Genomic DNA, 26,201 nt, shown 5'->3' with positions numbered 1-26,201 from the left:
TAAAAGAATACATATCATGAAGAACATATTGACAAGCATCGGCTTATTAGCATTGATACAATTCCACCCTCTTCAGGCGCAGGAATTCAAACTCGATCCTGCCGGTTATCTTCGTAATGAAGGTGTAGATGTAATGGCTTTCAGCGATGTCTATCCGGAGGGCAAACAAACCGGCGTAACTATTATTATGAACAACAACCGTGTGGCTGCCAGTGGCGATATCCGTCTGGAGACCTCTCAGGGGCAATGGCAACCGCTTCCCGTTCTGCGGAGCCGCCAGGTGAATGAGGCGGATAACAGTATAACTGTTACGTTAAGTTATCCCGATTCGTCCAGGCACATGACAGGTTTTAACCCGACCCTTTATCCGGATTTTGTATTCCAGTACACGATCCGTGTAGCAGGAGAGGGTGACAATGTCATCGTAACAGTCGATCTGGATACCCCCGTCCCTCAGAAATATGAAGGAAAAATAGGTTTTAACCTCGAGCTTTACCCGGGTTCCCTTCTGGGAAAACCCTGGATCATGGATCATAAGGCCGGTATTTTTCCTGCACAGGCGAATGGTCCGACAATCTCCTGCGAATCGAATACCCAATGGCTCGGTAACTTTAATCCGGAAGGAAAGGTCGACCTGAAACATCTTTTGGGTGACGGCACCTACAACCCGATGATTGCCGACGATATTATAGCCGCCCCTTATGCCCGTGGTGAGAAATTCACCATGAATCCGGCTGATCCTTACAACAAAGTGACGGTCCGTTCAGAAATCGGAGACCTGATCCTTTATGACGGACGTATGAATCATAACAACGGCTGGTTTGTTCTGCGGACAGAGATACCGGCGGGTGTTTCCAGGAACGCGATCAAGTGGGTGATCACTCCGAATGTAGTAAAAGACTGGATGTATACGCCGGTAGTACAGACTTCGCAGGTCGGTTACCATCCGGATCAGCCGAAGATGGCTGTGATCGAACTGGATAGCCGTGATAAGCAGATCGGTGAACCGGCTCTTTATAAAATTACGGATGCAGGTGAAGAACTTGTCCTGGACGGCCCGGCACAGGAATGGGGTAAATTCTTGCGGTACAACTATCTCCGTTTCGACTTTTCGTCTATCCGGGAAGAAGGTTTGTATCAGGTTCGTTATGGTGAATCCGTTTCTCCTGTATTCCGTATTGCCGAAGACATTTATGAACGTGGCGTCTGGCAGCCGGAACTGGAGTACTTCCTGCCGATCCAGATGTGTCATATGCGGGTGAACGAAAAATACCGTGTCTGGCATGACCTTTGTCATATGGATGATGCCCGTATGGCTCCTGTGAACCTGAGCCATATCGACGGATATTCTTCAGGTGCGTCTACACTTACTAAATACCAGCCGGGTGATATCGTACCCGGTCTGACCATCGGTGGCTGGCATGATGCCGGTGACTATGACCTCCGCGTGGAATCGCAGGCAGGAGAGGCTTATATCCTGGCATTGGCGTATGAACATTTCGGTATCGATTACGACGCGACAACGATCGATCATCATAAAAGGGTTACCGAGATTCATCAGCCGGACGGCAAACCGGACTTGTTGCAGCAGGTGGAGAACGGTGCATTGACCGTTGTGGCAGGTTATCGTGCTCTCGGACGTCTTTACCGCGGGATTATCTGTAACAGTGTCCGCCAGTACGTCCATCTGGGAGATGCCAGTGCCCACACCGACAATGTGACTGGAAATGAAGACGATCGTTGGGTATTCACAGAGGATAACCCGTATCGCGAACTGACGACTGCTGCCCAGTTGTCAGCAATCTCCCGGGTTTTGAAAAACTTTAACGATACATTGAGTACACAGGCATTGGATGCTGCGAAAGAACTGTACCGAATCACCCGGACTGATGAGCGGACCAAAGGAGCTAAAATACATGCGGCAGTCGAACTGTATCTGACAACCGGCGATAATTCCTATAAGGAATATGTGCTGGCCGAACAGGATTATATCGTTCAGCACATCGATCGTCTCGGCTGGTTTATCGGTCGTTTCGATAAAGCGGTGAATGATAAGAAATTCTCGCAGTCTATCCGTAAAGCATTGGTTACCGTTCGTGACCAGTATGAGAAAATGAAATTACAGACTCCATACGGCGTACCCGAAGATCGTGGAAACCTGAGTTCTGGTTCCTGGGATGTGCAGACGCTAGGCTATTATTACTGCTTCCTGCAGGATGCTTATCCTGATCTGTTCACACCAGATTATATTTTCAATGCAATCAACTTTATCCTGGGCTGTCATCCGGGAAGTAACACGGTTTCTTTTGCTTCCGGTATCGGAGCGAATTCGGCAACAGTGGCTTATGGGGTGAATCGCGCCGATGGTTCTTATATACCGGGTGGAGTTACTCCGGGAACAGTCCTGATCCGTCCCGACCTGCCGGAACTGGTGCCGTATCCGTTCATCTGGCAGGAAGGTGAGTATTGTATGGGGGGCGAGGCTTCTTACTTTATGTATATGGTGTTGGCTGCCCGGAAGATACTAAATGAAAAATAGGATTGTAAAACGCATTTATTTCAATGAATATGAAACGAATATATTATCTTCTGTCAGTATTGCTGATCTCCTCTTCCATTTTTGCCGGTAATTACCGGAGCTTCAAAGTCTCGGTTTATACCCGCGCATATGAGGTAGAGAAGATGAAAGATCTTGCGTGGCTGGATTCCACCTGGAATATAATCTCTCAACAGGTAAAGGTCGATAAAATCTATTTGGAGACGCACCGTGACCTGTTGATCGTTCCCGATGAAACCCTGGAACAGGCAAAGAAGTACTTCCTCGACCGGGGAATCGAAGTGGGTGGCGGCATTACCTATACGATCAATGAAGCGAATAACTTTGAAACTTTCTGTTATTCCGATCCCGAACATCGGAAGATGGTACAGGAGATAGCTGAACATACAGCCAGGCATTTCGATGACTTTATCCTGGATGATTTTTTCTTTACCAGCTGTAAATCGGATATAGAAATCAAGGCCAAAGGCAGTCAGAGCTGGAGTGATTACCGCACTAAACTGATGACTGAAGCCGGTCAGACGTTGGTTCTGAAACCGGCAAAGAAAGTCAATCCGAATGTAAAGGTGATTATCAAATATCCGAACTGGTACGATCATTTCCAGGGATTGGGATTCGATCTGAAGAACGGTCCCCGGTTGTTTGACGGTGTATGGACCGGAACGGAAACCCGTGATCCGGGTAATGCACAGCATTTGCAAAATTATCTGAGCTATAATGTGGTTCGGTATTATGAGAATCTGCGCCCCGGTCATAACGGAGGTGGTTGGGTGGATGCCGGTGGTTCCGAACTGGGGATGGACCGGTATGCTGAACAACTTTGGCTGACCATGTTCGCCAAAGCTCCTGAAATGATCCTTTTTGCCTATAACCAACTGCTGGATGTAAAGATCAAACCGGAGCACCGTACTCCCTGGCAGGGACAAGGGACCAGTTTTAATTACGATGAGATGATGAAGCCGGTCAGATCAACCGCCGGACAACAGGTGCAGCCAACTACGATTGCCCGTGCAGCCGGTGTGACTTTCGAACAAATAGATAAGTTTGTCCATAAGCTCGGGAAGCCGGTCGGGATTAAGTCTTACAAACCTTATCATTCGCTGGGGGATGACTTTCTTCCGAATTATCTGGGAATGATCGGCCTGCCGATGGATATGTATCCCGAATTCCCGACAGATCAGCAAGTCGTTTTGCTGACTGAACAGGCTAAATATGATCCGGTGCTGCTTCCAAAGATGAAGGCCCAGTTACAGAAAGGCGGAGATATAGTGATTACCAGTAGCCTGTTGAAAGCTATACCGGAACAGATCGCCGAAATTGCCGAATTACGTTGTTCGGATCTGAAAGCATTGGTGAATGATTTCGGGCCTTTGGGTAAATCCGGTCGTGACCTGTTGATTCCTCAGGTTCGTTACCAGACAAACGATGCCTGGGAGCTGGCAAGTGCCGGGCGTCCTCTCAAAGGTGGTGTCAGTGGATATCCGATGTTGCTTCGGGCTCTTTATTCGAAAGGTAGTTTGTACGTGATCACTATTCCGGACGATATGGGAAATCTATACGATCTTCCCGAAGGCGTACTGAATATATTCCGCCGGGTGATGAGCCAGGATCTGCCTGTGCGTATCGAGGCACCGTCCAAAGTGAGCCTGTTTCTTTATGATAACGGGACATTCATTGTGGAATCATTCAATGATGAGCCTGTCACGATCCGGGTGATCACAGATGAGGGAGTAAAGCAACTGACTGATATCGTCGACGATTCCGTTGTGGTTCCGGTTAGTGAAGAAACTTCGTCCAAAAGGTTCCGCCTGACGCTTATGCCTCATTCGTACCGTGTATTCAAATATTAAAACAGATAGATCATGAAAAATAAGAAATTATTTCTGTCATTAACTTTAGCTGCTTTGGGTGGATTACCTTTGCAGTCACAGGCACAGCTTCAGATTAATTCGGGTTCACAGTATCTGATGAACCAGGCGAAAGATATGAGCACCGATTTCGGTGATTTCACCAACATCTTTTTCTTTGCAGATGAATTGTCATCATTTGATGTAGCAAAAGCCAGCGGTACCGTTCGATGGAAACGGTACACGCTGGAAAGCCGCCAGGCGTTCAATACAAATACAGTATTGCCTGTACCGCTGAAAATGCAGGATTTCCCCTTTACAGCTTATGTAAATGATCCCGAATTAAGATTCTCTATCGACTTTGTCTCTCCCCGTACGGTCCGCGTCCGGATGTTAACGACACCGGTGGAACCGAAGGATGAAACCTCCCTGATGCTTGCCAAAGAACCAGGCAAAGACAGCTCCTGGAAGGGAACAGAAACGGGGAATGCCGTGACATATGCAAATGCCAACGGCAGTATAACCATTGAAAAGAACCCTTGGCGTATCGTTTTGCGTGATGCGAAGGGCAAGATTATGACGCAGACCCGTACATTGCATGATAACGACTCGACCCAGGCTAAGATTGTCCCGTTCAATTTTATCAAACGCGGATCGGATAACAGCCGGAGCATTAATCCTGTATTCTCTCTGGCTCCGAACGAAAAGATTTTCGGTTGCGGTGAGTCTTTCGGCCCTCTGAATAAAGTGGGACAGAAAGTACACCTGTTTGTAACCGACCCCCAAGGACCCGAAACCGACCAGCAATATAAACCCATTCCTTTCTTTATGAGTAACCGCGGCTATGGTATGTTCATGCATACCTCCGCCCCGGTGACCTGCGACTTTGGTGCGACCAATATCAATGTCAATAAGCTATTCATGGGTGATGAGACAATGGACTTTTTCGTTTTCTTCGGAGAACCGAAAGATATTCTGAATGAATATACGGAGATTGTGGGTAAGCCGGGAATGCCGCCTCTGTGGTCGTTCGGAACCTGGATGAGCCGCATCACTTATTTCTCACAAAAAGACGGATACGACGTAGCAGAAAACCTGCGTAAGCATAAGATCCCCTCTGATGTGATTCACTTTGATACCGGCTGGTTTGAAACCGACTGGCAGTGCGATTACCAGTTTGCTCCGAACCGCTTCTCCGATCCGCAACTGATGTTGGATGATCTGAAAAAGAAAGGCTTCCATACTTGTTTGTGGCAGTTGCCTTATTTCACGCCGAAGAACCGTTTCTTTAGCGAGCTGATTGAAAAGGACCTGTATGTGAAGAATGGTAAAGGAGAACTTCCTTATGAAGATGTTGTATTGGATTTCTCCAATCTGAATACGGTTAAGTGGTACCAGGACAAACTGGCCAACCTGATTAAGATGGGGGTAGGCGCTATCAAGGTCGATTTCGGTGAAGCCGCTCCGTTCAATGGCATTTATGCTTCCGGTAAAAGCGGGTTTTATGAGCATAATCTTTATCCGTTGAGATATAACAAGGCTGTTGCCGATATTATCAAGGACGTACATGGCGAAAATATTATCTGGGCGCGTAGTGCCTGGGCAGGCTCACAGCGTTACCCGTTACATTGGGGCGGTGATGCAGAGAATACAGATATGGGTATGTTGGGAACATTGCGTGGCGGTCTGTCTTTCGGTTTGAGCGGATTCTCTTTCTGGAGCCATGATATCGGAGGCTTTGTAACATCTACTCCGGAGGAACTTTATCGCCGCTGGTTACCGATGGGATTCCTATGTTCTCACACCCGTGCACACGGTGCACCTCCTACAGAACCCTGGTTGTATAATGAAGGATTCCTGAAAGCTTTCCGTCAGAATGCGGAATTGAAATATAAACTGATGCCGTATGTCTATGCACAGGCAAAAGAATGTACGGAGAAAGGTCTTCCGATGATGCGTGCTCTCTTTGTGGAATACCCGCATGATGCCGGTGCATGGCTGGTTGAAGATGAATACTTGTTCGGTAGCCAGATGTTGGTCGCCCCGATGATGGAAAGCGGTTCCGAACGCGATGTCTATCTGCCGGAAGGTAAATGGATCGATTACCAGACCGGAAAAACGTATGCCGGAGGTTGGCATACTATTCAGACAGGAACAATACCTGCTGTGATCCTGGTTCGTGACGGTTCCGTATTGCCACATATCAAACTGGCACAAAATACAGATGAGATGGATTGGAGCCAGCTCGAACTGAAAATCTATGCTTCCGATGCAACCGAAGCAACCGGACTGGTTTGCCTGCCGTCAGACAATCAGCTTCATCCGTTGACAGTCTCTGTAAAAGGGCATCAGGTGAAAGCCGACGGCCTGGAAGGAAAAGTGAAATTTAAAGTGACAGACTAATAAGATAGAATATGAAACAAGCGATTGTATGTCTTACCTTCGGAACGCTGTTGTTCTCTGCCTGCCAGTCGGATGCTGTCCGACAGACAGAGAATGGAATAATCGTCCCTATTACTTCCGGCGAGACAAAAGCCGTTAAGTTGGAAGTGATTACCGACGATGTAATCCGGGTGATGGCATCACCAACAGGCATATTTGAAGAAAGTGTAAATCTGATCAAAGACACGCATCAGTTACCTGTCCCAGCTTTTGAGATCACCCGGAACGGGGATACCATCACGCTTGGAACAGCTACTTTACAGGCCCGTCTATTACAGAGAACAGGCGAAGTTTGGTTCACGGATAAGGCAGGGAACCTGATCCTCCGTGAACAGAATGGAGGTGGGAAAGAATTCACCCCGGTGCGGGTGGAAGGAACCAATGGTTATTCGTTTCGTCAGGTTTTTGAAAATGACGAAGAGGAAGGATTGTATGGTCTGGGACAACATCAGAGCGACGAGTTCAATTATAAAGGAAAAAACGAAGAACTGTTCCAGTACAATACGAAAGTAAGCGTTCCTTTTATCGTTTCCACCAAAGGGTATGGAATACTCTGGCATAACTATTCCTTGAGCCGTTTCGGGGATAAACGCCCCTATGCTGAACTGGGCGATGTCTTTAAACTGTATGATAAGGAAGGGCAGGCCGGTGCATTGACCGCTACTTATTATAAGGATCGGACCTCTTCGGTACAACCTTTGATCCGAAAAGAGGACAAAATCAATTATGAAGATCTGGTAACGATCAAGAATTTTCCGGAGAAATTTCCTTCCAATGAGGCTTATGCCACCTGGGAAGGAGAGATAGAACCAACAGAAAGCGGTGTACATCATTTCAAACTACATTATGCCGGATATACGAAAGTCTTTATCGATGGGAAAGAAGTGGTCGCCGAACGCTGGCGTACTGCCTGGAACCCGAACGATTATAAAACCAAAGTTCGTCTGGAAAAAGGAAAGCGTTATCCGATCCGGGTCGAATGGCTTCCGGATGGTGGTGTCTCTTATTTGGGATTGAAGGTGCTGAGTCCGTTGCCCGAAGCCGAACAGAACCGTTTGGCATTCTGGAGCGAGATGGGTGATCAGATCGACTATTACTTTATCAACGGTAAAAATATGGATGAGGTGATCAGTGGATATCGTTCCGTAACCGGTAAAAGCCAGGTGATGCCTAAATGGGCCATGGGGTATTGGTTAAGCCGTGAGCGTTATAAAACACAGGATGAATTGCTGACAGCATTGAATGAATACCGGAAACGCCAGGTCCCATTGGATGTGATCGTTCAGGACTGGAGTTATTGGCCGGTAGATGCCTGGGGAAGCCATGAATTCGACAAGGAACGTTTCCCGGACCCTGCCGGAATGATCAGGGAGATACACGAGAAGGATGCCCGTTTCATGATCTCCGTATGGCCTAAATTTTATATGACGACAGAGCATTACAAGGAACTGGACCAACTGGGAGCTATGTATCAGCAAGCGATTAAAGACAGTATCCGCGACTGGATCTATCCGGGATATATCGGCTCATTCTATGACGCCTACAATCCGGAAGCACGTAAATTGTTCTGGAATCAGATGAATGAACATCTCTACAGCCTGGGTGTCGATGCCTGGTGGATGGATGCCTCCGAACCGAACGTACAGGACAATACGGATATGAATTACCGGAAGAAGTTGTGCGGACCGACTTATCTGGGCCCTTCTACCAAATATTTCAATGCCTATGCCCTGATGAATGCGGAGGCAATCTATGACGGACAGCGTGGTGTAAACCCGGATAACCGTGTTTTCCTGTTAACCCGTTCCGGTTTTGCCGGACAGCAGCGGTATTCGACAGCTACCTGGAGCGGTGATATCGGTACCCGTTGGGAAGATATGAAAGCTCAGATAAGTGCCGGTTTGAACTTTGCGATGTCGGGTGTCCCTTACTGGACGATGGATATCGGCGGATTCTGTGTGGAGAAACGTTATGAGCAGGCGGAAGAAGGAAGCGAAGACCTGAACGAATGGCGCGAATTGAATACCCGTTGGTATCAGTTCGGTGCATTCTGCCCGTTGTTCCGTAGCCATGGTCAGTATCCGTGCCGCGAAATCTATAATATCGCACCGGAAGGAACGCCTACCTACAAGTCAATGAAATATTATACCGAATTACGATATCGCCTGATGCCTTATATCTATAGTCTGGCAGGTATGACCTATTTCAATGACTATACGATCATGCGTGCCCTGGTGATGGATTATGCGGAAGATAAGAAGACCTATACTATTGATGACCAGTTTATGTTCGGTCCGGCCTTTATGGCTTGTCCGGTTCATCAGTACAAGAAACGGGACCGGGAGGTCTATTTCCCTGCCGGAGTCTGGTACGATTACTATACCGGTAAAAGTATGACCGGAGGAACTTCCCGCACTGTTGCTGCTCCGTATGAACAAATGCCATTATTTGTACGCGGCGGCTCCATTATCCCTGCAGGTAAACTGATCCAGTCGACTGCCGAAGAACAAAAAGACCTGACGGTCTACGTGTATACCGGTGCCGATGCCTCTTTCTCCTTGTATGAGGATAATGGGGTGACTTATGCCTATGAAAAAGGTGAATACAGTACGATTCCGCTTTCTTATGAAGAATCAGGAAAGGAACTGACTATCGGAACCCGTTCCGGTTCTTTCCCTGAAATGGCTATGGAACGGAATATAAAAGTTATCTTTGTTACACCTGAATATCCGGCGGGAAAGGAAGTCTCTGCTGTATATAAAGGCGAACAGTTAACCATTTCGTTATCCTGATAAACTAACATGTATGAAACAATTAGCAATTGTATTCTTTAGTCTCTTGTTGGCGGCCTGTTCGGCCGACCGGCAGGGACGTGAGAGAACCTCCTTTAACAACGACTGGCTATTCTCGCTGACAGACAACCAGGCGGATCTTTCCGCTCCGGATGCCGACGATACCGGCTGGAGGCAACTGAACCTTCCGCATGACTGGAGCATCGAAGCAGATTTCTCCAAAGAGAATCCGGCGACACCCGGGGGCGGAGCCTTGCCCGGTGGTATGGGCTGGTACAGAAAGCATTTCAAGATACCGGAAAGTGACCGGGGAAAGCAGGTCTATATCGACTTCGACGGTGTTTATCGTTGCAGTAAGGTATGGCTGAACGGTCATCTGCTGGGATTCCGTCCGAACGGATATATCTCGTTCCGTTATGATATGACTCCTTATCTGAAATACGGTCAGGAAGAGAATGTACTGGTTGTACAGGCTGACAACTCGCAGCAACCTAACTCACGCTGGTATTCGGGATCAGGTATCTACCGGAATGTCTGGTTGGTTAAAACCGGTCAGGTTCATGTGGATCAGTACGGAACGAATATTACAACTCCGGATGTCGCACAGGAGAGGGCGACGGTAGTGATTGAAACGACACTGAAGAATACTCATGCAGCTGCAGTTACTGCCGAGTTGACGACAATCATTAAAGCCCCTTCCGGAAAAGTTATTGCACATACCTCTCTTCCGGTCGAACTACCGGAGAACGGTAGTGATATTATTAAACAGACTCTTGAGGTAAAAGCCCCTGAATTGTGGGGAATAAAAAATCCCGCATTATATACTGCTGTAACTGAAGTAAGATCCGGAAATCAACTGACCGACCGATATGAAACAACCTTCGGTATCCGTACTTTCCGGTGGGATGAGGCAACCGGTTTTTATCTGAACGGAGAACCGACAAAGGTGTTGGGTGTTTGTCTGCATCATGACCTGGGATGCCTGGGTACGGCCGTTAATAAACGTGCGATCGAGCGTCAGTTGCAGATAATGAAAGATATGGGTGTCAATGCGATCCGTACCAGCCATAATCCACCGGCTCCCGAATTACTGGAACTATGCGACCGGATGGGACTGCTGGTACAGGATGAATCGTTCGATATGTGGAGAAAACGAAAATCGCCTTACGATTATGCACAATACTTTGACGAATGGCATGAACGGGACCTGACCGACCAGATCAAGCGTGACCGTAACCATGCCTCCGTTTTCATGTGGAGTATCGGAAATGAGGTACTTGAACAATGGTCGCATGCGGATGCCGATACACTGAGCCTGCAGGAAGCGAACCTGATCCTGAATGCCGGTCATAAGATAGATCCGGCTTTGCTGGAGGATAGCACAATGAGTGTCCAGTCGTTGATCACGATCGCTTTGGCTGATATTGTCAGAAAGTTGGATACTACCCGTCCGGTAACTGCCGGGAATAACGGTGTAGATCCGGCCAACCATCTGTTCCGTTCCGGTGCACTCGATGTGTATGGTTTCAACTACCATGAGAAAGACTATGCCCCTTTCCCACAGGTCTATCCGGGCAAGAAGCTGATCGTCAGTGAATCTACATCGGCTTTGATGACACGCGGTTATTACCAGATGTCATCCGACGAAATGTATGTCTGGCCCGAATCATGGGATAAGCCTTTCGATCGTCCTGAACACCTTTGTTCTTCTTACGACAACTGCCATGTTCCCTGGGGATCGACCCATGAAGTAACCTGGCACGAGGTAAAACGTTTGCCGTATGCTTCCGGAATGTTTATCTGGACCGGTTTTGATTACCTGGGTGAGCCGACACCTTACTGGTGGCCGAGTCGCAGCAGTTTCTTTGGAGTCGTCGACCTGGCAGGATTCCCGAAAGACGTGTATTATATGTACCGGAGTGAATGGACCGACCAGCCGACCCTGCATCTGTTCCCGCATTGGAACTGGAAAGAGGGTGAAGAAGTAGATGTCTGGGCCTATTACAACCAGGCGGATGAGGTGGAACTATTCCTGAATGGTAAGAGTCTCGGCACGAATAGTAAGAATGACAGTACCTACCATGTATCCTGGCGTGTTCCATTTACACCGGGTACGCTGAAAGCCGTATCGCGTAAAGCCGGAAAAGAAGTGCTGGCACAGGAAATCCATACTGCAGGCGAGGCTGCCGAGCTAGCATTACTCCCTGACCGTCGGGTTATTCAGGCAGATGGTACGGATCTCTCTTTTATAACCGTTGAAGTGAGGGACAAAGCCGGTAACCTGGTTCCCCGTGCCGATAACCTGATTCGTTTCTCGGTGGAAGGAGACGGGTTTATTGCCGGAACGGACAACGGCGATCAGAATGATCCCAACAGCCTGAAAAAACCGGAGAGGAATGCGTTTTACGGAAAAGCGCTTGTCGTTGTTCAAAACACAGGTAAAAAAGGGGGTATCCGTGTAAAAGCAACAGCCGCCGGACTACCGGATGCTGTCACTGAAATAGAAGTTGAATAAATAAGAAAACATGAAGAAATTAATGACTATGGCTGTACTTTCCTTTTGTATGACCACTGGGGTATCGGGTACACAGCCTATAAATAAAGAGGATCAGCAGATAGAAAAACAGATCGAGAAGCTGATCCGTCGGATGACACTGGAAGAAAAAGTTAGTTTGTTACATGGTAACTCCAAGTTTTATGTCTCGGAAATCAAGCGTTTAGGTATTCCGGAATGGAGCCTGAGCGACGGTCCTCATGGGGTCCGTGCAGAGATTAACCGGCATGACTGGGGATATGCCAACTGGACTACCGATTCGTCGACCTATTTTCCGACAGGTACGGCTTTTGCGGCTGCCTGGAATCCGGAGCTTGCCTATTACCGTGGGGAAGTACTGGGTGAAGAAGCCCGCTGGCGTAAAAAAGACGTATTGCTCGGTCCCGGTGTGAATATTATCCGTAGCCCGTTGTGCGGACGTAACTTCGAATATATGAGCGAGGACCCTTATCTGAACTCTGTACTCGCCGTTCAGTATATCCAGGGACTGCAAAGCCGTGATGTCGCATGCAGCGTGAAGCATTTCGCTTTGAACAACCAGGAAACGGACCGTACCACTGTCGAGGTGGAATGTAGCGAACGTGCCCTCCGTGAAATCTATCTGCCTGCATTCAAAGCGGCAGTACAGGAAGGCGGTGCCCTGACCGTGATGGCCGCCTATAACAAATATAAAGGCGATTGGTGTGCAGAAAACAAATATCTGGCACGCGACATCCTTCGTGATGAATGGGGTTTTAAAGGAGTGTATGTGACCGATTGGGGGGCAGCCCACAGTACGGTAAAATCCGCTATTGCCGGTCTGGATCTGGAAATGGGGACCAATATTGAAAATTATGATGACTGGTATTTTGCCAATCCTCTGATAGAGGCGGTAAAGAAGGGTGAAGTGGCTGAAAGCCTGGTAGATGAAAAAGTAGGTAATGTACTCCGTGTCATGATCAAAACGAAAGTTCTGGACCCAAAGAAACGTTTTAACCGGGGTTCTATCAATACGCCGGAGCATCAGCAGGCTGCTTATCAGGCCGCTGCCGAAGCGATTGTGTTATTGAAGAATAAAGAAAACCTGCTGCCGTTGGATATCTCGTCGGTGAAAAGCATTGCTGTGATCGGCGATAATGCTACCCGTCGGCATTCGGATGGTGGACTGAGTTCCGAGATCAAGTCTTTGTATGAAGTCACTCCGCTGGAAGCAATCCGTATGAAACTGGGTGACCGTGTGAAAGTCAATTTTGCACAGGGATATGAAAAACTATCCACTTTTATCGAAGGAAGTAATAACGGACAGAATGCCGGTAGTTTTACCGATGGAAATCAGGTAAATGAGAAGTTATTGAAGGAAGCAGTCGACGCAGCCCGGAACAGCGATGTGGCGATTGTTGTCGGAGGGTTAAACCATGATTATGATACGGAATCGGCAGACCGTCAATATATGGAACTGCCTTACGGTCAGGTGCAATTGATCCAGGAAGTGATCAAAGCCAATCCCAGAACGATCGTGGTGATCGTTGCCGGTTCACCGGTGAATATGGCTGTTTTGGATATCTGTGCCCCGGCAATCCTTTGGGGATGGTATAACGGAATGGAAGGTGGAAATGCCTTGGTGGATGCCATTACCGGGAAGGTGAATCCCAGTGGCAAAATGCCTTTTACCACCCCTGTTACACTGGAACAATCTCCGGATATGGCTTTAGGTAATTTCCCCGGAAGAGATCTGAAAGTAAAATATGAAGAAGATATCCTGGTAGGTTATCGCTGGTATGACACGAAACGGTTACCGGTGGTCTATCCGTTCGGCTATGGTCTGTCTTATACTGACTTCTCTTTTGGAAATCTGGCTACCGACAAGAAAACGTATGGCCAGGGGGAAACGATCAAAGCCACTTTCACATTGACGAATACCGGAAAAAGAGATGGTGCCGAAGTTGCCCAACTCTACGTAAGCGATCCGGAATGTTCAGTCATGCGTCCGGTAAAAGAACTGAAAGGTTTCAGGAAAGTTTTTCTGAAAGCAGGTGAAAGTAAACAGGTAGAAATAGATATCCCGGTAAGTTCTTTGGCTTTTTACAGCGAAGCACAGAAGCAATTCGTTGTAGAACCGGGTACTTTTGTCTTACATTTGGCTACCTCTGCAGAAAATATAAAGTCTGATATGTCTATCGAAATCCAGTAGTAAACTTTCCCTTCTAGAAGGGAGCAAGGGATGTGTTATTGCTTTGTTATATAACTAGTTTTAACACACCCCTTATCCTTTTAATTCTTCTTCAGCGTGTAATCTGTAATTCCCAGTGCCTCATAAGCTTGAAGCAGTGCCTCGTCATTATCGGAAATCATCAGTAGCTTGTCGTTCTCCATCAGGACCGTATTCCCTTTAGGTATGAAATAGCGTCCGTCACGCATGACCATTACCGCCAGCGTATGGTCGGGTAGGGTGAGTTCCATCAGTTTATTCCCATGCGTAAGTACTTCGGGAGTAACATCGATCTCGCTCATCGCGCTCTTGATACCTTCCGGCAGTTCGATACCGAATACATCCTTTCGTTCCGGTTCATCTATCATATCCAGCCATTTGGCAGCCTGTGTTACCGTTGTGCCCTGTATCAGCAGTGATAAGATCGTGATAAAGAATACCACGTTGAATATCAGCCCGGCATGCTCTACTCCTGCAATCAGCGGATAGGTGGCGAAGATAATCGGTACGGCTCCTCGAAGCCCTACCCACGAAATATACAGTTTCCCTTTGAAAGAGAAGTTCTTATATGGGAGCAGGCAGAGGAAAACACTGATCGGACGGGCGAAAATGATCATAAAGATACCGACCGTCAGACCGATGGGAGCTACCGGCAACAGTTCGTGCGGATTGACAAGCAATCCCAGCGTAAGGAACATCACGATTTGCCATAACCAGGCAAAACCATCGAAGAAAGTACCGATACTTTTCTTGTGTACGATTTTCGCATTTCCGACTACCAGGCCAGCGATATATACAGCCAGGTAACCGTTCCCCTTGCAGAGTGAGGTAGCGGCGAAAGTAAAGAAGGCTGTTGCCAGCAACAGGATCGGATACAGCGACTCATTATCGATGTCTATTTTATTGATAATGATTACGGCCAGTTTTCCGAATAAGAATCCGGCTATGGCACCTACCGACAATTGGATCACCAACGACAAGGCAGCATCGGCCAGATTCATGCCGGCTGTCTGGATATAAGCGATCAACAGTAGGGTAAGCATATACGCCATCGGGTCGTTACTACCACTTTCCAACTCCAGGGTTGGTCGGAGACGCTCTTTCAGGTAGACTCCCTTGCTTCGCAGGATGGAGAATACAGAGGCCGAATCGGTTGACGACATAACGGCAGCCATCAGCAGGGATTCGGGGAGTGTGAGCGTTTCATAACCGGTCACGAGTTTGGACAGATAATAAATGAATCCCCCCGTAATGAACGTAGTCGCCAGTACACCGACTGTTGCCAGAATGACTCCTTGCGACGCAATGGGTTTTATCTCGGATATCTTCGTATCCATACCACCCGAGAATAAGATGATACTCAACGCAAGCATGCCGATGAACTGTGCAATATTTGGATTACTGAACTGGATTCCCAGCCCGTCGCTACCGAACAACATACCGACTCCCAGGAAAAGCAACAACGCCGGGAGTCCGAAACGATAACCTGCCTTACCGGCGAAAATACTGAAAAAAAGAATAACGGAAGCAATCAGCAAGATTCCCTCCGCATTGTGCAAGAGCTCTAAATCATGGAACATAAGCGGAAACGGTTTACTCAATTATCCTTCAAAATAACAAAAAAAATCTGAAACAACAATGGAATGAATGCCGAAATATATGGCTCATATACTGACTAATGAATATATTACGTATATTTGTCGGGATAAAATTAACACTATGCATAAAACACAATTATTCGCACTATTGTTCATCCTCCTGATAGGGACGGCATGTAACAAACAGCAGCATTTCATCTCTGACGATGCATTCAGAGCTGAAGTGGAGAAAGATTTCCAGGCCAAACAGGCGGCTTTGCCTGACGGAGATCTGTTCACAGTTTTCAATCAACAAATGACGCCGGAGGAAAAAGAGGCACTTACATTTCTGTATGCCTATATGCCGATAGGCGACATCACCGATTATGATGGAAAACTTTATCTGGATAATATCCGCAGTTCTTTCAAGGCAAAAGAAGAAATGCCCTGGGGCGACAGCATTCCTGAGGAGATCTTTCGCCATTTCGTTCTGCCTATCCGCGTGAACAACGAGAACCTGGATGAAAGCCGTATGGTCTTTTTCGATGAACTGAAAGATCGTGTGAAAGGCTTGTCATTATATGATGCCGTGCTGGAAGTGAACCACTGGTGTCATGAAAAAGTAATTTATACGCCGTCGGATGCCCGTACGAGTTCTCCGCTGGCTTCTGTAAAGACTGCTTACGGACGTTGTGGTGAGGAATCGACTTTTACGGTGGCAGCACTTCGCTCGGTAGGCATCCCTGCCCGCCAGGTATATACTCCCCGCTGGGCACATACCGATGACAACCATGCCTGGGTAGAAGCCTGGGTAAATGGTAAATGGTATTTCCTGGGTGCTTGCGAACCGGAACCGGTTCTAAACCTGGGATGGTTTAACGGTCCGGCTTATCGTGGTATGTTGATGCATACGAAAGTATTCGGTAAATATCATGGTCCGGAAGAAGTTATGCTTGAAACAGACGGTTATACAGAGATCAATGTGATCGACAACTATGCTCCGACAGGTAAAGCGATTGTTACTGTAGTGGATGAGGAAGGTAAGCCGGTATCCGGTGCCGATGTGGAATTCAAAATCTACAATTATGCCGAGTTTTATACTGTTGCCAATAAGAAAACAGATGCCGAAGGAAAGACATTCTTGACAGCCGGTAAAGGGGATATGTTCGTATGGGCAACCAAAGACGGCAAATTCGGTTTCGATAAAGTCTCCTTCGGTAAAGGCGATGCAACCATCAAGCTGGATAAGAAGCCTGGTGATGCCATCGGAGCTGTAGCTCTCGATGTTATTCCTCCGGTTGAAGGTTCTATCGCTGTCGAAGTAACTCCTGAACAAAAGGAAGCGAATGCAGCCCGTTTGTTGGAAGAGGATGCGATCCGTAATAAATACGTTGCCACTTTCTATACGGAAGAAAAGGCCGAAGCATTGGCAAAAGAGCTGGGTATCGATCCGTTGAAGACATCTGATTTTATGATCGGTAGCCGTGGTAACTGGATGGAAATCGAGAAGTTCCTGCGTGAGACTCCGGCTGACAAGCGTCCGGTAGCAATGGCTTTGCTGGATGTGATCTCTGCAAAAGACCTCCGCGATACACCTGCTTCCGTTTTGGCTGATCATCTGAATAATTCTGAAGAGGTTAAGATCGATCCCTTCAATAATTATATACTGAATCCGCGTGTAGCAAATGAATTCCTCACACCATACCGTAGCTATTTACAGAAAAATGTGGATGCCGAACTGGTAAAACAGGCTAAGGAAGATCCGATGGCATTGGTAGATTGGGTGAAGAAGAATATCACCATCAAGAACGAACTCAATTCACAGAGGATCCCGGTTATGCCGATGGGTGTATTCAAATCGCGTGTGGCTGATACCGGATCGCGTGATATCTTCTTTGTTGCCGTTGCCCGCAGTCTGGGTATCCCGGCACGTATCGAACCGGTTGCCCGCAAGGTGCAATATTGGAAAGACGGCAACTGGATGGACGTAGACTTTGAAGCTGCTGTTCAGACGACGGCTAAACAAGGTAAGGTTGTCGCATCCTATGCTCCGATCAAAGCATTGCAGGATCCGAAATATTACAGCCATTTCACTATCGCTAAGATATTACCGGATGCTAAGTTGCAGACCCTGAACTTTGAACGCCGCGGCAATGTGGATATGGGTGTAGGCGACACCTGGAGCAGCATGTTGAAGACTCCGTTGAGCATGGACGAAGGTAACTATATGATGGTTACCGGAACCCGTATGGCTAACGGCAGCGTATTGGCTGAAGTTTCTTTCTTTAATGTGGAACCCGGCAAGACGACCCCCACAAAACTGGAAATGCGTGAAAACACTGACGAAGTACAGGTGATCGGTAATTTCAATTCGGAAAACAAGTTCAAACGTGCTGACAACGGCGAAGAAACCAGCGTACTGGCAACGACAGGCCGTGGTTATTTCGTTGTCGCTATCCTGGGTGCTCGTCAGGAACCGACCAACCACGCTATGCGCGACATAGCAGCTGTGAAGAAAGACCTGGAAGAATGGGGCCGCAGTATGGTACTTCTGTTCCCGGACGAAAAGGGTTACCAGAACTTCGATCCGAAAGAGTTCGGCGATCTGCCTAGCACGATCACTTACGGTATCGATGCTGACAACCATATCCAGAAGGAGATTGCTTCGGCCATGAAACTGGCAAATGCCAGCCAGCTCCCTATCTTTATCATTGCAGATACTTTCAACCGTGTTGTGTTCGTCTCTCAGGGATATACCATCGGTTTGGGAGAACAGTTGATGAAGGTGATACATAAGTTGTAATACATCATCTAGTAAATATTTAGCCCCGGTAGTCTGTAAGTAAATTCTGATAACCGGGGCTGAATATTTATTATCCTACATCATATTCAAACAAAAAACTGTTATATTTGTAGTTAAGTAATAAAAAAGGAGGCATTATGGAGAGAACGGTTTTTAATGCTGCCCAGTTACAGATACTGGATTTGATGGCATATGTTGAAAGTGAGGATACGCTAAATGAAATAAAAGATATGTTATCGAGTTATTTTGCACAGAAAGCAGAAAAGGAAATTGATAAGCTATGGGATAGCGGACAGGTCAACAATACTGTGATAGAAGAATGGAAACATGAACATATGCGTACGCCTTATAAGACAAAACAATGAATAGAGTTGTTTTAGATACGAACTGTCTGTTGATCTCGTTGTCTAAGAGAGGCAACTATTATAAGGTGTGGAAAGATTTCTTTGCGGAAAAGTATACATTGTGTTATACCAATGAGATACTGAATGAATACGAGGAGATTCTTTCTTCAAAGATGGGGAGTGATATTGCACAGAACATTATTAAGGCAATTATAACTCGTAAAAATACATTGAAATTAGATGCTCACTTCCGTTTCAATCTAATTCAATCAGATGTTGATGACAATAAGTTTGTTGATTGTGCTATTGCAGCGAATGCTTCTTATATTGTTAGTCAAGATCATCATTTTGATATTTTGAAGAATATAGACTTTCCAAAAGTAGAATTAATAGGTATAGATACTTTTATCGCTTTATTGAGTAATTATTGATTGGTACTCTCACCAAGTTGGTTGCCGAATGTACCGGGCTTTCTGAAGCTGAAATCAACAATTTGTAGATACCTCTTTATAGAAATAATGAATCAAGGCTGTCGTTTCGAACGATGGCCTTTTTTGTGAGTGAAAATGCCTGTATTTCTCCATGCAAACAGGCTAAATAGCAGCTTTTAACATTCGCTTTTGAAAACTGGATAAAAGGACTCTTGATAATGAGTGAGTTAAAGATATACGCTTGTACATTATTATATTATATGAATAAGTAGTGGAATTGTATTTAATATAAAGAATAATAGTAAATTACGAAGTATAAGTAGTGACTAAAAGAAAGGTTCCTTTTTTCTCGCCAGCAAAGTTAGACATAAGTTTTAAACCTACAATTCTTTCCCATAATTTTTTTTCAATCCTATTCTCTTTCTTATCAATTGAATAGCAATTAGAGTACAAAAATCGTACTTCTTATTACCAAGACAAGATACTACCTGAAAAATGGCGAGAAAAAAGGAACGTTTAATCTAGTCATTTACTCTCAGAGGCGTTCCAAATCTAAGGTTAAAAGGCTTTTTAAGTAACACTATTATTAATATTAAATTAAACGATTATGAACAAAAAGTTTTCTACTTTGGTCGCCAGTATGCTGCTGGCAACAACTGTTGGAACAAGTTATGCTCAGACTCAGACTGTGTATACTAAAGCTACGGCTCCTTCTTTAGAGGCTGTATCTAAAGTTACTGATGGTAGAGCTTATCAATTGTCTGATGGTTATAATGTGCTGGTTATGCAGAAAGTAAAAGATCTGCAAGGCGGCGGTTTCCACTATGAATTGGCCTTTGTTCCTTATTTTCAGGCTAATATTGGAGAATCTCTTTGGACTGTAGAAAAAGATTCTAATGTAGACAAATCCAGAACTGCTTTTATTTTCAGAAACCTGGCTCATCACCTTACTTTGTCTTTCGATCCTGCAAAGGCGCAGGATTATAAAGGTGGAGCGTGGACTGCTTCCCATTTAGGCGGAAAGGATGTTTCATGGACATGGATGCTTGATGAGGCTGGTGAAAACCTGACAATCGCAAGAACTCCGGAAACATATATTCATGCAGACTCTATCATGACTTTACTTCCTGCATCAGATGGTTCTGGTAAAGTGGCTGCTGTTAAGTATGCAACAAAAGATGTTCAGGAAAGAGTCGATTTTTTCAGAATCAAACCGGTAGTAGCTGGCCCGGTATGGTTAAGCAAGTATGATTTGAACAGTAAACTTCAGACTCAGGCTGATGATAAAGTAGCTTTCGCATTTGCAAAAGGTGTCTCCGATGGTATGCCTAACAAATGGGTAGAACAAGAATATGAAGCTGTCGATCCGAAGCCGGGTACATTGTCTTATGGTGAAGTGGCTGATGCCTATGAAGCTTATGAAAAAGCTTATGCTGTTTACGAGTCTAAGGTAAAACTGGTAGACGCTGCTTTGGAAGCATTAAATGATCAGAAAGAGGATTATGCTGTAACAGCGAAAATGCTGAAAGATGAACAAGCAAACTATAATGATCTGGTAAAACAATTACAGACTGTTAGTGTTTCTTTACGTGGACATCAATATGACTTGAAAGACCTTACCAAGAGGTTGCAGTCTATTGAAGAAAGTATTAAGAATAATGCAAAGATCAGTGATGCGGAGAAACAAAAAATAGAAGGATTACTTCGTGATTTAGTACATGCGGAAGATGCACTGAGTGATGCAGAAGAAGTTGTAAGTAACTACGAAGCTGAGTTAATGACCGCTAAAGGTAAAGTGCTTGAAGTAACAACTGATGTGCAAGCAGCATCAACTGAACAAAGTGTTGCTGAGCAAAAGAAAAAATTAGCAGATGCATTCAAAGGGTTACAAGATGCTGATAATGCAGATATAAAAGCTCTGACATTCGATCTTTTCAATAAAGAATATCTTGACGATTCAAAAGCTTGGAATACGATTTTTGCTGCTGCTACTATAGAGTCTGAATCTGATAAAGAGTTGTTCATGTCCTTTGCGAAAGAATTGTACGCAAAAGCGATAGCTGATAATGCTGGTGCTGATGCTTGGACGCTTAATCAGACAGAATGTAAAACGGTAACGGCTAATTATATTACAGTTGTAGTGGATGAAGCCTTAACTCAGGCTGATGCAGCGTTGGCTGAAGCCAAACAAATACTACAGGAGGCTGAGGACAAAGTAGCCGAACTGGAAACAAAAAAAGCTGATGCAGAGGAAACCTTAGATGCTGCTAAGACTGCAGAGAGTAAGGCGCGTACAGCATATATTACTGTAAAAAATAACATTATCCATTCTGATGAACTGGATAAAGATCTCTTAGCATTACAAAACCGTTTAGAAGAACAGAAATCTGAACTGGTGGCTACAATTGAAAAGGAAAAAAGTGAGGAAGCTACCCTGAGAAAATCTTGTACTACTTCGATAGATAGAATTCTTGCCTTAAGCCAGGATCTTGAATTCGACAAGGGGGATGTTATTTATCACATGCATAAATGGGCCCTTGCTGATAGAGCTGCCGCTAAAGCTGCCCGTACTGCCCAGGGATTGTATGCAGTTTATGCTAATTTGAATGCTGTTAAAACTCCGTATTGGTTATCTCTGAAAGCTGATAACGGTCAATACTTGATGGTCGATACTGCTTATCTGTCAGATGAAGTGGCTGGTCAAAACCACTTGACATTCAATACAAGAGAATATAAGAAATTTGAAAATCCGAATGCACCGCTTGCTGCTCGTGATATTAATGGTCGTTTCAACTTCCGTTTCTTGTATTTCCCGACTCAGGACTCTTTACGTATCGAAGCTGACGGTTACAACCAGAAAGACGTTACAACAACTTATTGGAAAGACCGTGCAGACAGTGAGATCCGTTACAAGGCTTCTTACGCTCCGGGCTTTGAACAAAATTTAGTGAAAGTAGCTGTTCTGGGTAACCATCGTGAAGTAACAGTTGGTAGCTCTGAATATATCAAACGTCCGAATGCACTTCAGCTTACAATCAATGACCGTATCGGTTTGAGCTTGGCTGGTCCTGTAAATGTTATTAATGTTCCTACTGGTTTGTACTATCTGGATATTGTAAAAGCAAACACTCAGGAAAACGGTGCCCGTTTGATGTTGGATGTCGATAATTATTCCTTGACGAAAGTGACTCCGGCAGATCAGGGTAAGATGGATTTTGCTCATCTTCCGGCTGCTAAATGGTATGTAGAAGCTACCCCGACAGACTTCGGTGGTTATCCGAATATTTACAATATGGAAACAGGTGAAAAACTGAACCTGGGTGCTTATACTGTAGAAGAAAAAGACGGTAAATATTATGTAACAATCAGCCAGTATATCTATCAGGGTTCTGTTGAAGAGAAAAATGATACATTCGTATTGAGTGTTGCTCCTGAAAGTGAAGAAGGTTATTACCGCACAGCAACAGGAGATCCGAGAGCTCTCTTTACACTGGGTTATCTGAATATTTCTTCCGGATTGAATGTTGAAGTTGGTAATAAAACTATCAACAATGATTCTGTTTTAGTTGTATCTGCTGACTCTGAAGATAAATTCAGATTGCACAGAATTGGAGACAACAAAGAATATGGTTATGGTAATTCTCTGGAACGCGGTCTGTATCAGATCAGCCTTTATAATCCGAATAAGTTGAATCAACATAACAAATATGTACAGATCACAAATGTAGATGGAACAGAAATGATGGTAGTATCCAATGCCGCTTCTGCAACTAACTTCTATTTGAAAGAAGTGAATGATGTGGATGGTACTCACTATTATGCTTTGATTAATGCTGCTTGGGATAAGAAAGCCGGTGTGGTTGATGCAACAGGTTTGATCAAAGCTGAAGATATTACTGCTGAAACACGTACTTCTGCATTTGCTTTAGTCGTTGATTCAACTCGTTACTATCGTGAATTTACTAAAGAAGAACTGGGTGAAAAGAATATCTTGAAGTTCTATCGTACACGTTCAACTGATAAAGAATATCTGTATGCTTCTGAAGCTGCTGAATTGAATTTGTTGGCAGTGGAAGGTAAGGGCGATAACGCCGAAGCTTTGGCTGAAATGACAGTAATACCGACAACAGAAACAGGTGTATTGATGCCTCAGTACTTTATTGCTCGTAATGTAACGGAACAGAAAGGCTCTGTTAAATGGTGTGGTGAAGATCATACTTCATTAGCTGATTCTTTGTCTTGTGATCATACCCATGTAACTCCTGATACACTCTTTGGTAACTTCTTGGTTAACTTGAAGATCGATGCTAAATATAACAAGTATAACTGGGAGAACAAGTATACTCGTCTGGCATTCCTGAAAGGGTATGTTGTGAAAGAAGAAGGTACTATGCCGGGTACAGGTAACTATACTAAATTGTTTGTTGATGGCAAACAGGTTACTATTGCTGAAAACAAGCACAATGCTGCTAAGTTTGAATTCCGTTTGATCAATGATGATGAAGCTCAAGATTTCTTGATCGAATCTGAATCATGGATGAATGACAATGCTTTTGCTGGTAATGCTCGTCCTATGACTGAAGGCGGTTGGTTGAAAGTCCAGAACGGTGTTCCTGTAATTGTAAAAGACAACTTTGAAAACTTCGATGCTTCATCTGCTGATATCTACAATGTAGAATCTTCAGAAGGTTCATCTGTCGCTAACGAAGATATCACAACTTCTACAATCGCTGTAATCGGTGGTAACGGAACAGTAACTGTTAAGGGTGCTGAAGGTAAGAAGGTTGTTATCAACAACGTACTTGGTCAGGTAGTGGTTAACACGGTAATTACTTCAAGCGAAGCTACAATCGCAGTTCCTGCAGGTGTAGTTTATGTAACGGTTGAAGGTGAAGCAGCAGTACCTGCTATCGTAAAATAAGAAATTATTTATAATCAATAAATTTAAATTGACTGCGTGTCGTAGAGGTGGGGTTCACCCACCTCCATGACAAGTATCCTGCGACAGGCGAACAAGCGGTCGATATTAATACTAAAGTAATGAAATAAAGTTCTTCTGTTCGATCTCTGTGAAGAGCGAAGACAGACAAAAACAAGCCCCGGGGAATACGTTCTCCGGGGCTTCGTCGTTAGAAAAAGGTTCCACCTTTTTCTAACGACAAGTGACAACTGACAGTTGACAGATAGGCTTCGCAATCGAACATAGAAATATTTGAGCCAATGTTGCAATAATAGAAAGAATTGAACTATCCGAGCAAGCGATCAGTCATAAATAAAACATGCTTATTAGTTACAGGTTCATTTGCCGTTGGTTTTAACCAACGGATTAGTAAATGATCTCTCTCTTTGGACTTTAGTCCCATTTTAAGAATCTCTGTATGAAGAGAAATGTGGCTAAAGCCAAAAAAAGGACAGCCTATCAAAACCGTCGGTTAAAACCGACGGCAAATGGACCTGTAATGGAGAAGTTACTTTGATAAGGGGATAATAGCTCAAATTTGACAAATACTGAACCAGTTGCTATCTTCATTGGCACATTCTTTATCGTCTGCGACGTACGCTGCGTACCGGAGAGGATTTCTCGGCTTTCGGAGCTTTTGTCTTGACGGTCTTTTCTTTGGTTTCTGCCTTTTCGGTGGTTGCGCCTCTCTGTCCGCGAGCGGAGGCCTTGCTGGCCTTCTTAGCTGCTTTCGGATCTTCTACCTGGGTAGTGTCGGGCTGGAACCAGAGTGACTTTTCAAAGGCAACCAACTGGTCTTCGATACGATCTTGCTCTTTCTTTATTGAATCCGGAGTCGGGCAATATGCCTGCAACGGTAGGTTCATCAGATTCTGTGTCTTGAAAATATCACCTTCGAACATACGGCGGCGGAAATAATCGTCGAGCGTGAAGGTCATCGCGTTGTTGATGTTCGACGTCATGATGAACGCTGTATTGATATACGGGCGGATATTTTCGTAAGGGATCCAGAACATCGGCATCGTCAGCTCTCCGACATCACCGGAAGTGGTCATGATCGGGCAGATAGCCAGTGTCTTTACGTCGAATACGGAATTGTTCTGGTCGAAATACCAGGCTTCCTTCACGTAATAAGAACGGACATATTCGGAAGGTATATCGCTTTCGTTGATAACGAACGTCGTTCCCTGATTACCTTGTCCGGCTATTTCTTCGTAGTAGATACCGAAGCTGTCGAGCATCTTTTTCAGGTCGATCTTGTTACCTTCGCTGAAATCTTCGTAACCGTCTTCGTATTGGTACGCATCTATTTTGCCTTCACTGATCAGACTGAAGATGATGGAGAAAAGGTTCATCTGTCCGTTCATCGGTGTGACGGGATAATAAAGCGGAGCATTCTTTTCTTTCATCAGGTCGATCTGACGATAGATGACACGCATCCAGCGGGCGTTTCCCACTTCCTGTGTCATACGCTCGTTCATATCCTGTGCCCGTACGGTCAGTTCGGGCATACCGGTGTCTTTTTTATCGTTTGCCCGTTCTCCGCGGGAGGCTTGCGGGGTTCTTCTTGCCCGTTGCTGGGTGTTCTCCGATTCTTCCTGTGCCTGCATGGAGGTAGCAGTGAAGAACAGAGCGCTTGCAATTGCCAGTATGTAATAAAAACGTTTCATATTTTATATCCTTATTTGGGACGGTTCGCAAACCGC

12 protein-coding genes are annotated in these 26,201 nt (G+C 45.3%); 10 read left to right on the top strand and 2 right to left on the bottom strand.

The genetic code is table 11. The features are described 5' to 3' along the window. The first annotated feature begins 16 nt into the window (after window positions 1–16). The 6 genes from DWW23_RS10095 to DWW23_RS10070 are packed head-to-tail and all read left to right on the top strand — an operon-like array spanning window position 17 to window position 14,362. The gene (locus DWW23_RS10095) at window positions 17–2,539 is read left to right on the top strand and encodes a glycoside hydrolase family 9 protein (RefSeq protein ID WP_122353163.1); all 2,523 of its coding nucleotides are present in this window, start codon (window positions 17–19) and stop codon (window positions 2,537–2,539) included. A 29-nt stretch (window positions 2,540–2,568) separates the two neighbouring features. Continuing rightward, window positions 2,569–4,407 (top strand): hypothetical protein, encoded by a 1,839-nt coding sequence (locus DWW23_RS10090; RefSeq protein ID WP_233564299.1) that lies wholly within the window; start codon window positions 2,569–2,571, stop codon window positions 4,405–4,407. Window positions 4,408–4,419: 12 nt separating this feature from the next. Next, the gene (locus tag DWW23_RS10085; RefSeq protein ID WP_122353162.1) at window positions 4,420–6,807 is read left to right on the top strand and encodes an alpha-xylosidase; all 2,388 of its coding nucleotides are present in this window, start codon (window positions 4,420–4,422) and stop codon (window positions 6,805–6,807) included. Window positions 6,808–6,818: 11 nt separating this feature from the next. Further along, a complete protein-coding gene (locus DWW23_RS10080; protein ID WP_122353161.1) occupies window positions 6,819–9,638 on the top strand; it encodes a TIM-barrel domain-containing protein in 2,820 nt (939 codons plus the stop codon). Window positions 9,639–9,651: 13 nt separating this feature from the next. Then, on the top strand, window positions 9,652–12,153 hold the full coding sequence (locus DWW23_RS10075; protein WP_122353160.1) for a sugar-binding domain-containing protein: 2,502 nt from the start codon (window positions 9,652–9,654) through the stop codon (window positions 12,151–12,153). 10 nt (window positions 12,154–12,163) lie between these two features. Next, window positions 12,164–14,362, top strand: a complete 2,199-nt coding sequence (locus tag DWW23_RS10070) for a glycoside hydrolase family 3 C-terminal domain-containing protein (RefSeq protein WP_122353159.1) — start codon at window positions 12,164–12,166, stop codon at window positions 14,360–14,362. Window positions 14,363–14,442: 80 nt separating this feature from the next. Here the strand turns inward: DWW23_RS10070 and DWW23_RS10065 are convergent, their stop codons facing one another. Beyond that, a complete protein-coding gene (locus DWW23_RS10065) occupies window positions 14,443–15,960 on the bottom strand; it encodes a potassium/proton antiporter (RefSeq protein WP_122353158.1) in 1,518 nt (505 codons plus the stop codon). Window positions 15,961–16,099: 139 nt separating this feature from the next. Between DWW23_RS10065 and DWW23_RS10060 the strand changes: the two genes are divergently transcribed. From DWW23_RS10060 to DWW23_RS10045, 4 genes are all read left to right on the top strand, one after another. Next, window positions 16,100–18,760: a transglutaminase domain-containing protein gene (locus DWW23_RS10060; protein WP_187576629.1), complete on the top strand. Its 2,661-nt coding sequence runs from the start codon at window positions 16,100–16,102 to the stop codon at window positions 18,758–18,760. A gap of 137 nt (window positions 18,761–18,897) precedes the next feature. Continuing rightward, the gene (locus DWW23_RS10055) at window positions 18,898–19,125 is read left to right on the top strand and encodes a hypothetical protein (protein ID WP_122353157.1); all 228 of its coding nucleotides are present in this window, start codon (window positions 18,898–18,900) and stop codon (window positions 19,123–19,125) included. Next, window positions 19,122–19,535, top strand: coding sequence for a putative toxin-antitoxin system toxin component, PIN family (locus tag DWW23_RS10050; protein WP_122353156.1), 414 nt, complete (start codon window positions 19,122–19,124; stop codon window positions 19,533–19,535). Before DWW23_RS10055 ends, DWW23_RS10050 begins: the two co-directional genes overlap by 4 nt. 607 nt (window positions 19,536–20,142) lie before the next feature. Next, window positions 20,143–24,456, top strand: a complete 4,314-nt coding sequence (locus tag DWW23_RS10045; RefSeq protein ID WP_122353155.1) for a DUF6383 domain-containing protein — start codon at window positions 20,143–20,145, stop codon at window positions 24,454–24,456. A gap of 620 nt (window positions 24,457–25,076) precedes the next feature. On the opposite strand, the gene gldN is transcribed toward DWW23_RS10045, so the two are convergent. Further along, window positions 25,077–26,165 carry a gliding motility protein GldN gene (gldN, locus tag DWW23_RS10040; protein ID WP_122353154.1) on the bottom strand — a complete coding sequence of 363 codons (1,089 nt, stop codon included), beginning with the start codon at window positions 26,163–26,165 and terminating at the stop codon, window positions 25,077–25,079. Window positions 26,166–26,201: the final 36 nt, after the last annotated feature.

This window comes from Parabacteroides sp. AF14-59, assembly GCF_003479515.1.
GTDB lineage: Bacteria > Bacteroidota > Bacteroidia > Bacteroidales > Tannerellaceae > Parabacteroides > Parabacteroides faecis.
Note: the sequence above shows the minus strand (reverse complement) of the source record. Positions and strands in the feature narration are given on the sequence as shown.

Bases quoted from the DNA above. Each gene is read 5' to 3' on its own strand.
- DWW23_RS10095 (WP_122353163.1), top strand. From the start codon at position 17: ATGAAGAACATATTGACAAGCATCGGCTTATTAGCATTGATACAATTC.
- DWW23_RS10090 (WP_233564299.1), top strand. From the start codon at position 2,569: ATGAAACGAATATATTATCTTCTGTCAGTATTGCTGATCTCCTCTTCC.
- DWW23_RS10085 (WP_122353162.1), top strand. From the start codon at position 4,420: ATGAAAAATAAGAAATTATTTCTGTCATTAACTTTAGCTGCTTTGGGT.
- DWW23_RS10080 (WP_122353161.1), top strand. From the start codon at position 6,819: ATGAAACAAGCGATTGTATGTCTTACCTTCGGAACGCTGTTGTTCTCT.
- DWW23_RS10075 (WP_122353160.1), top strand. From the start codon at position 9,652: ATGAAACAATTAGCAATTGTATTCTTTAGTCTCTTGTTGGCGGCCTGT.
- DWW23_RS10070 (WP_122353159.1), top strand. From the start codon at position 12,164: ATGAAGAAATTAATGACTATGGCTGTACTTTCCTTTTGTATGACCACT.
- DWW23_RS10065 (WP_122353158.1), bottom strand. From the start codon at position 15,960: ATGTTCCATGATTTAGAGCTCTTGCACAATGCGGAGGGAATCTTGCTG.
- DWW23_RS10060 (WP_187576629.1), top strand. From the start codon at position 16,100: ATGCATAAAACACAATTATTCGCACTATTGTTCATCCTCCTGATAGGG.
- DWW23_RS10055 (WP_122353157.1), top strand. From the start codon at position 18,898: ATGGAGAGAACGGTTTTTAATGCTGCCCAGTTACAGATACTGGATTTG.
- DWW23_RS10050 (WP_122353156.1), top strand. From the start codon at position 19,122: ATGAATAGAGTTGTTTTAGATACGAACTGTCTGTTGATCTCGTTGTCT.
- DWW23_RS10045 (WP_122353155.1), top strand. From the start codon at position 20,143: ATGAACAAAAAGTTTTCTACTTTGGTCGCCAGTATGCTGCTGGCAACA.
- gldN (WP_122353154.1), bottom strand. From the start codon at position 26,165: ATGAAACGTTTTTATTACATACTGGCAATTGCAAGCGCTCTGTTCTTC.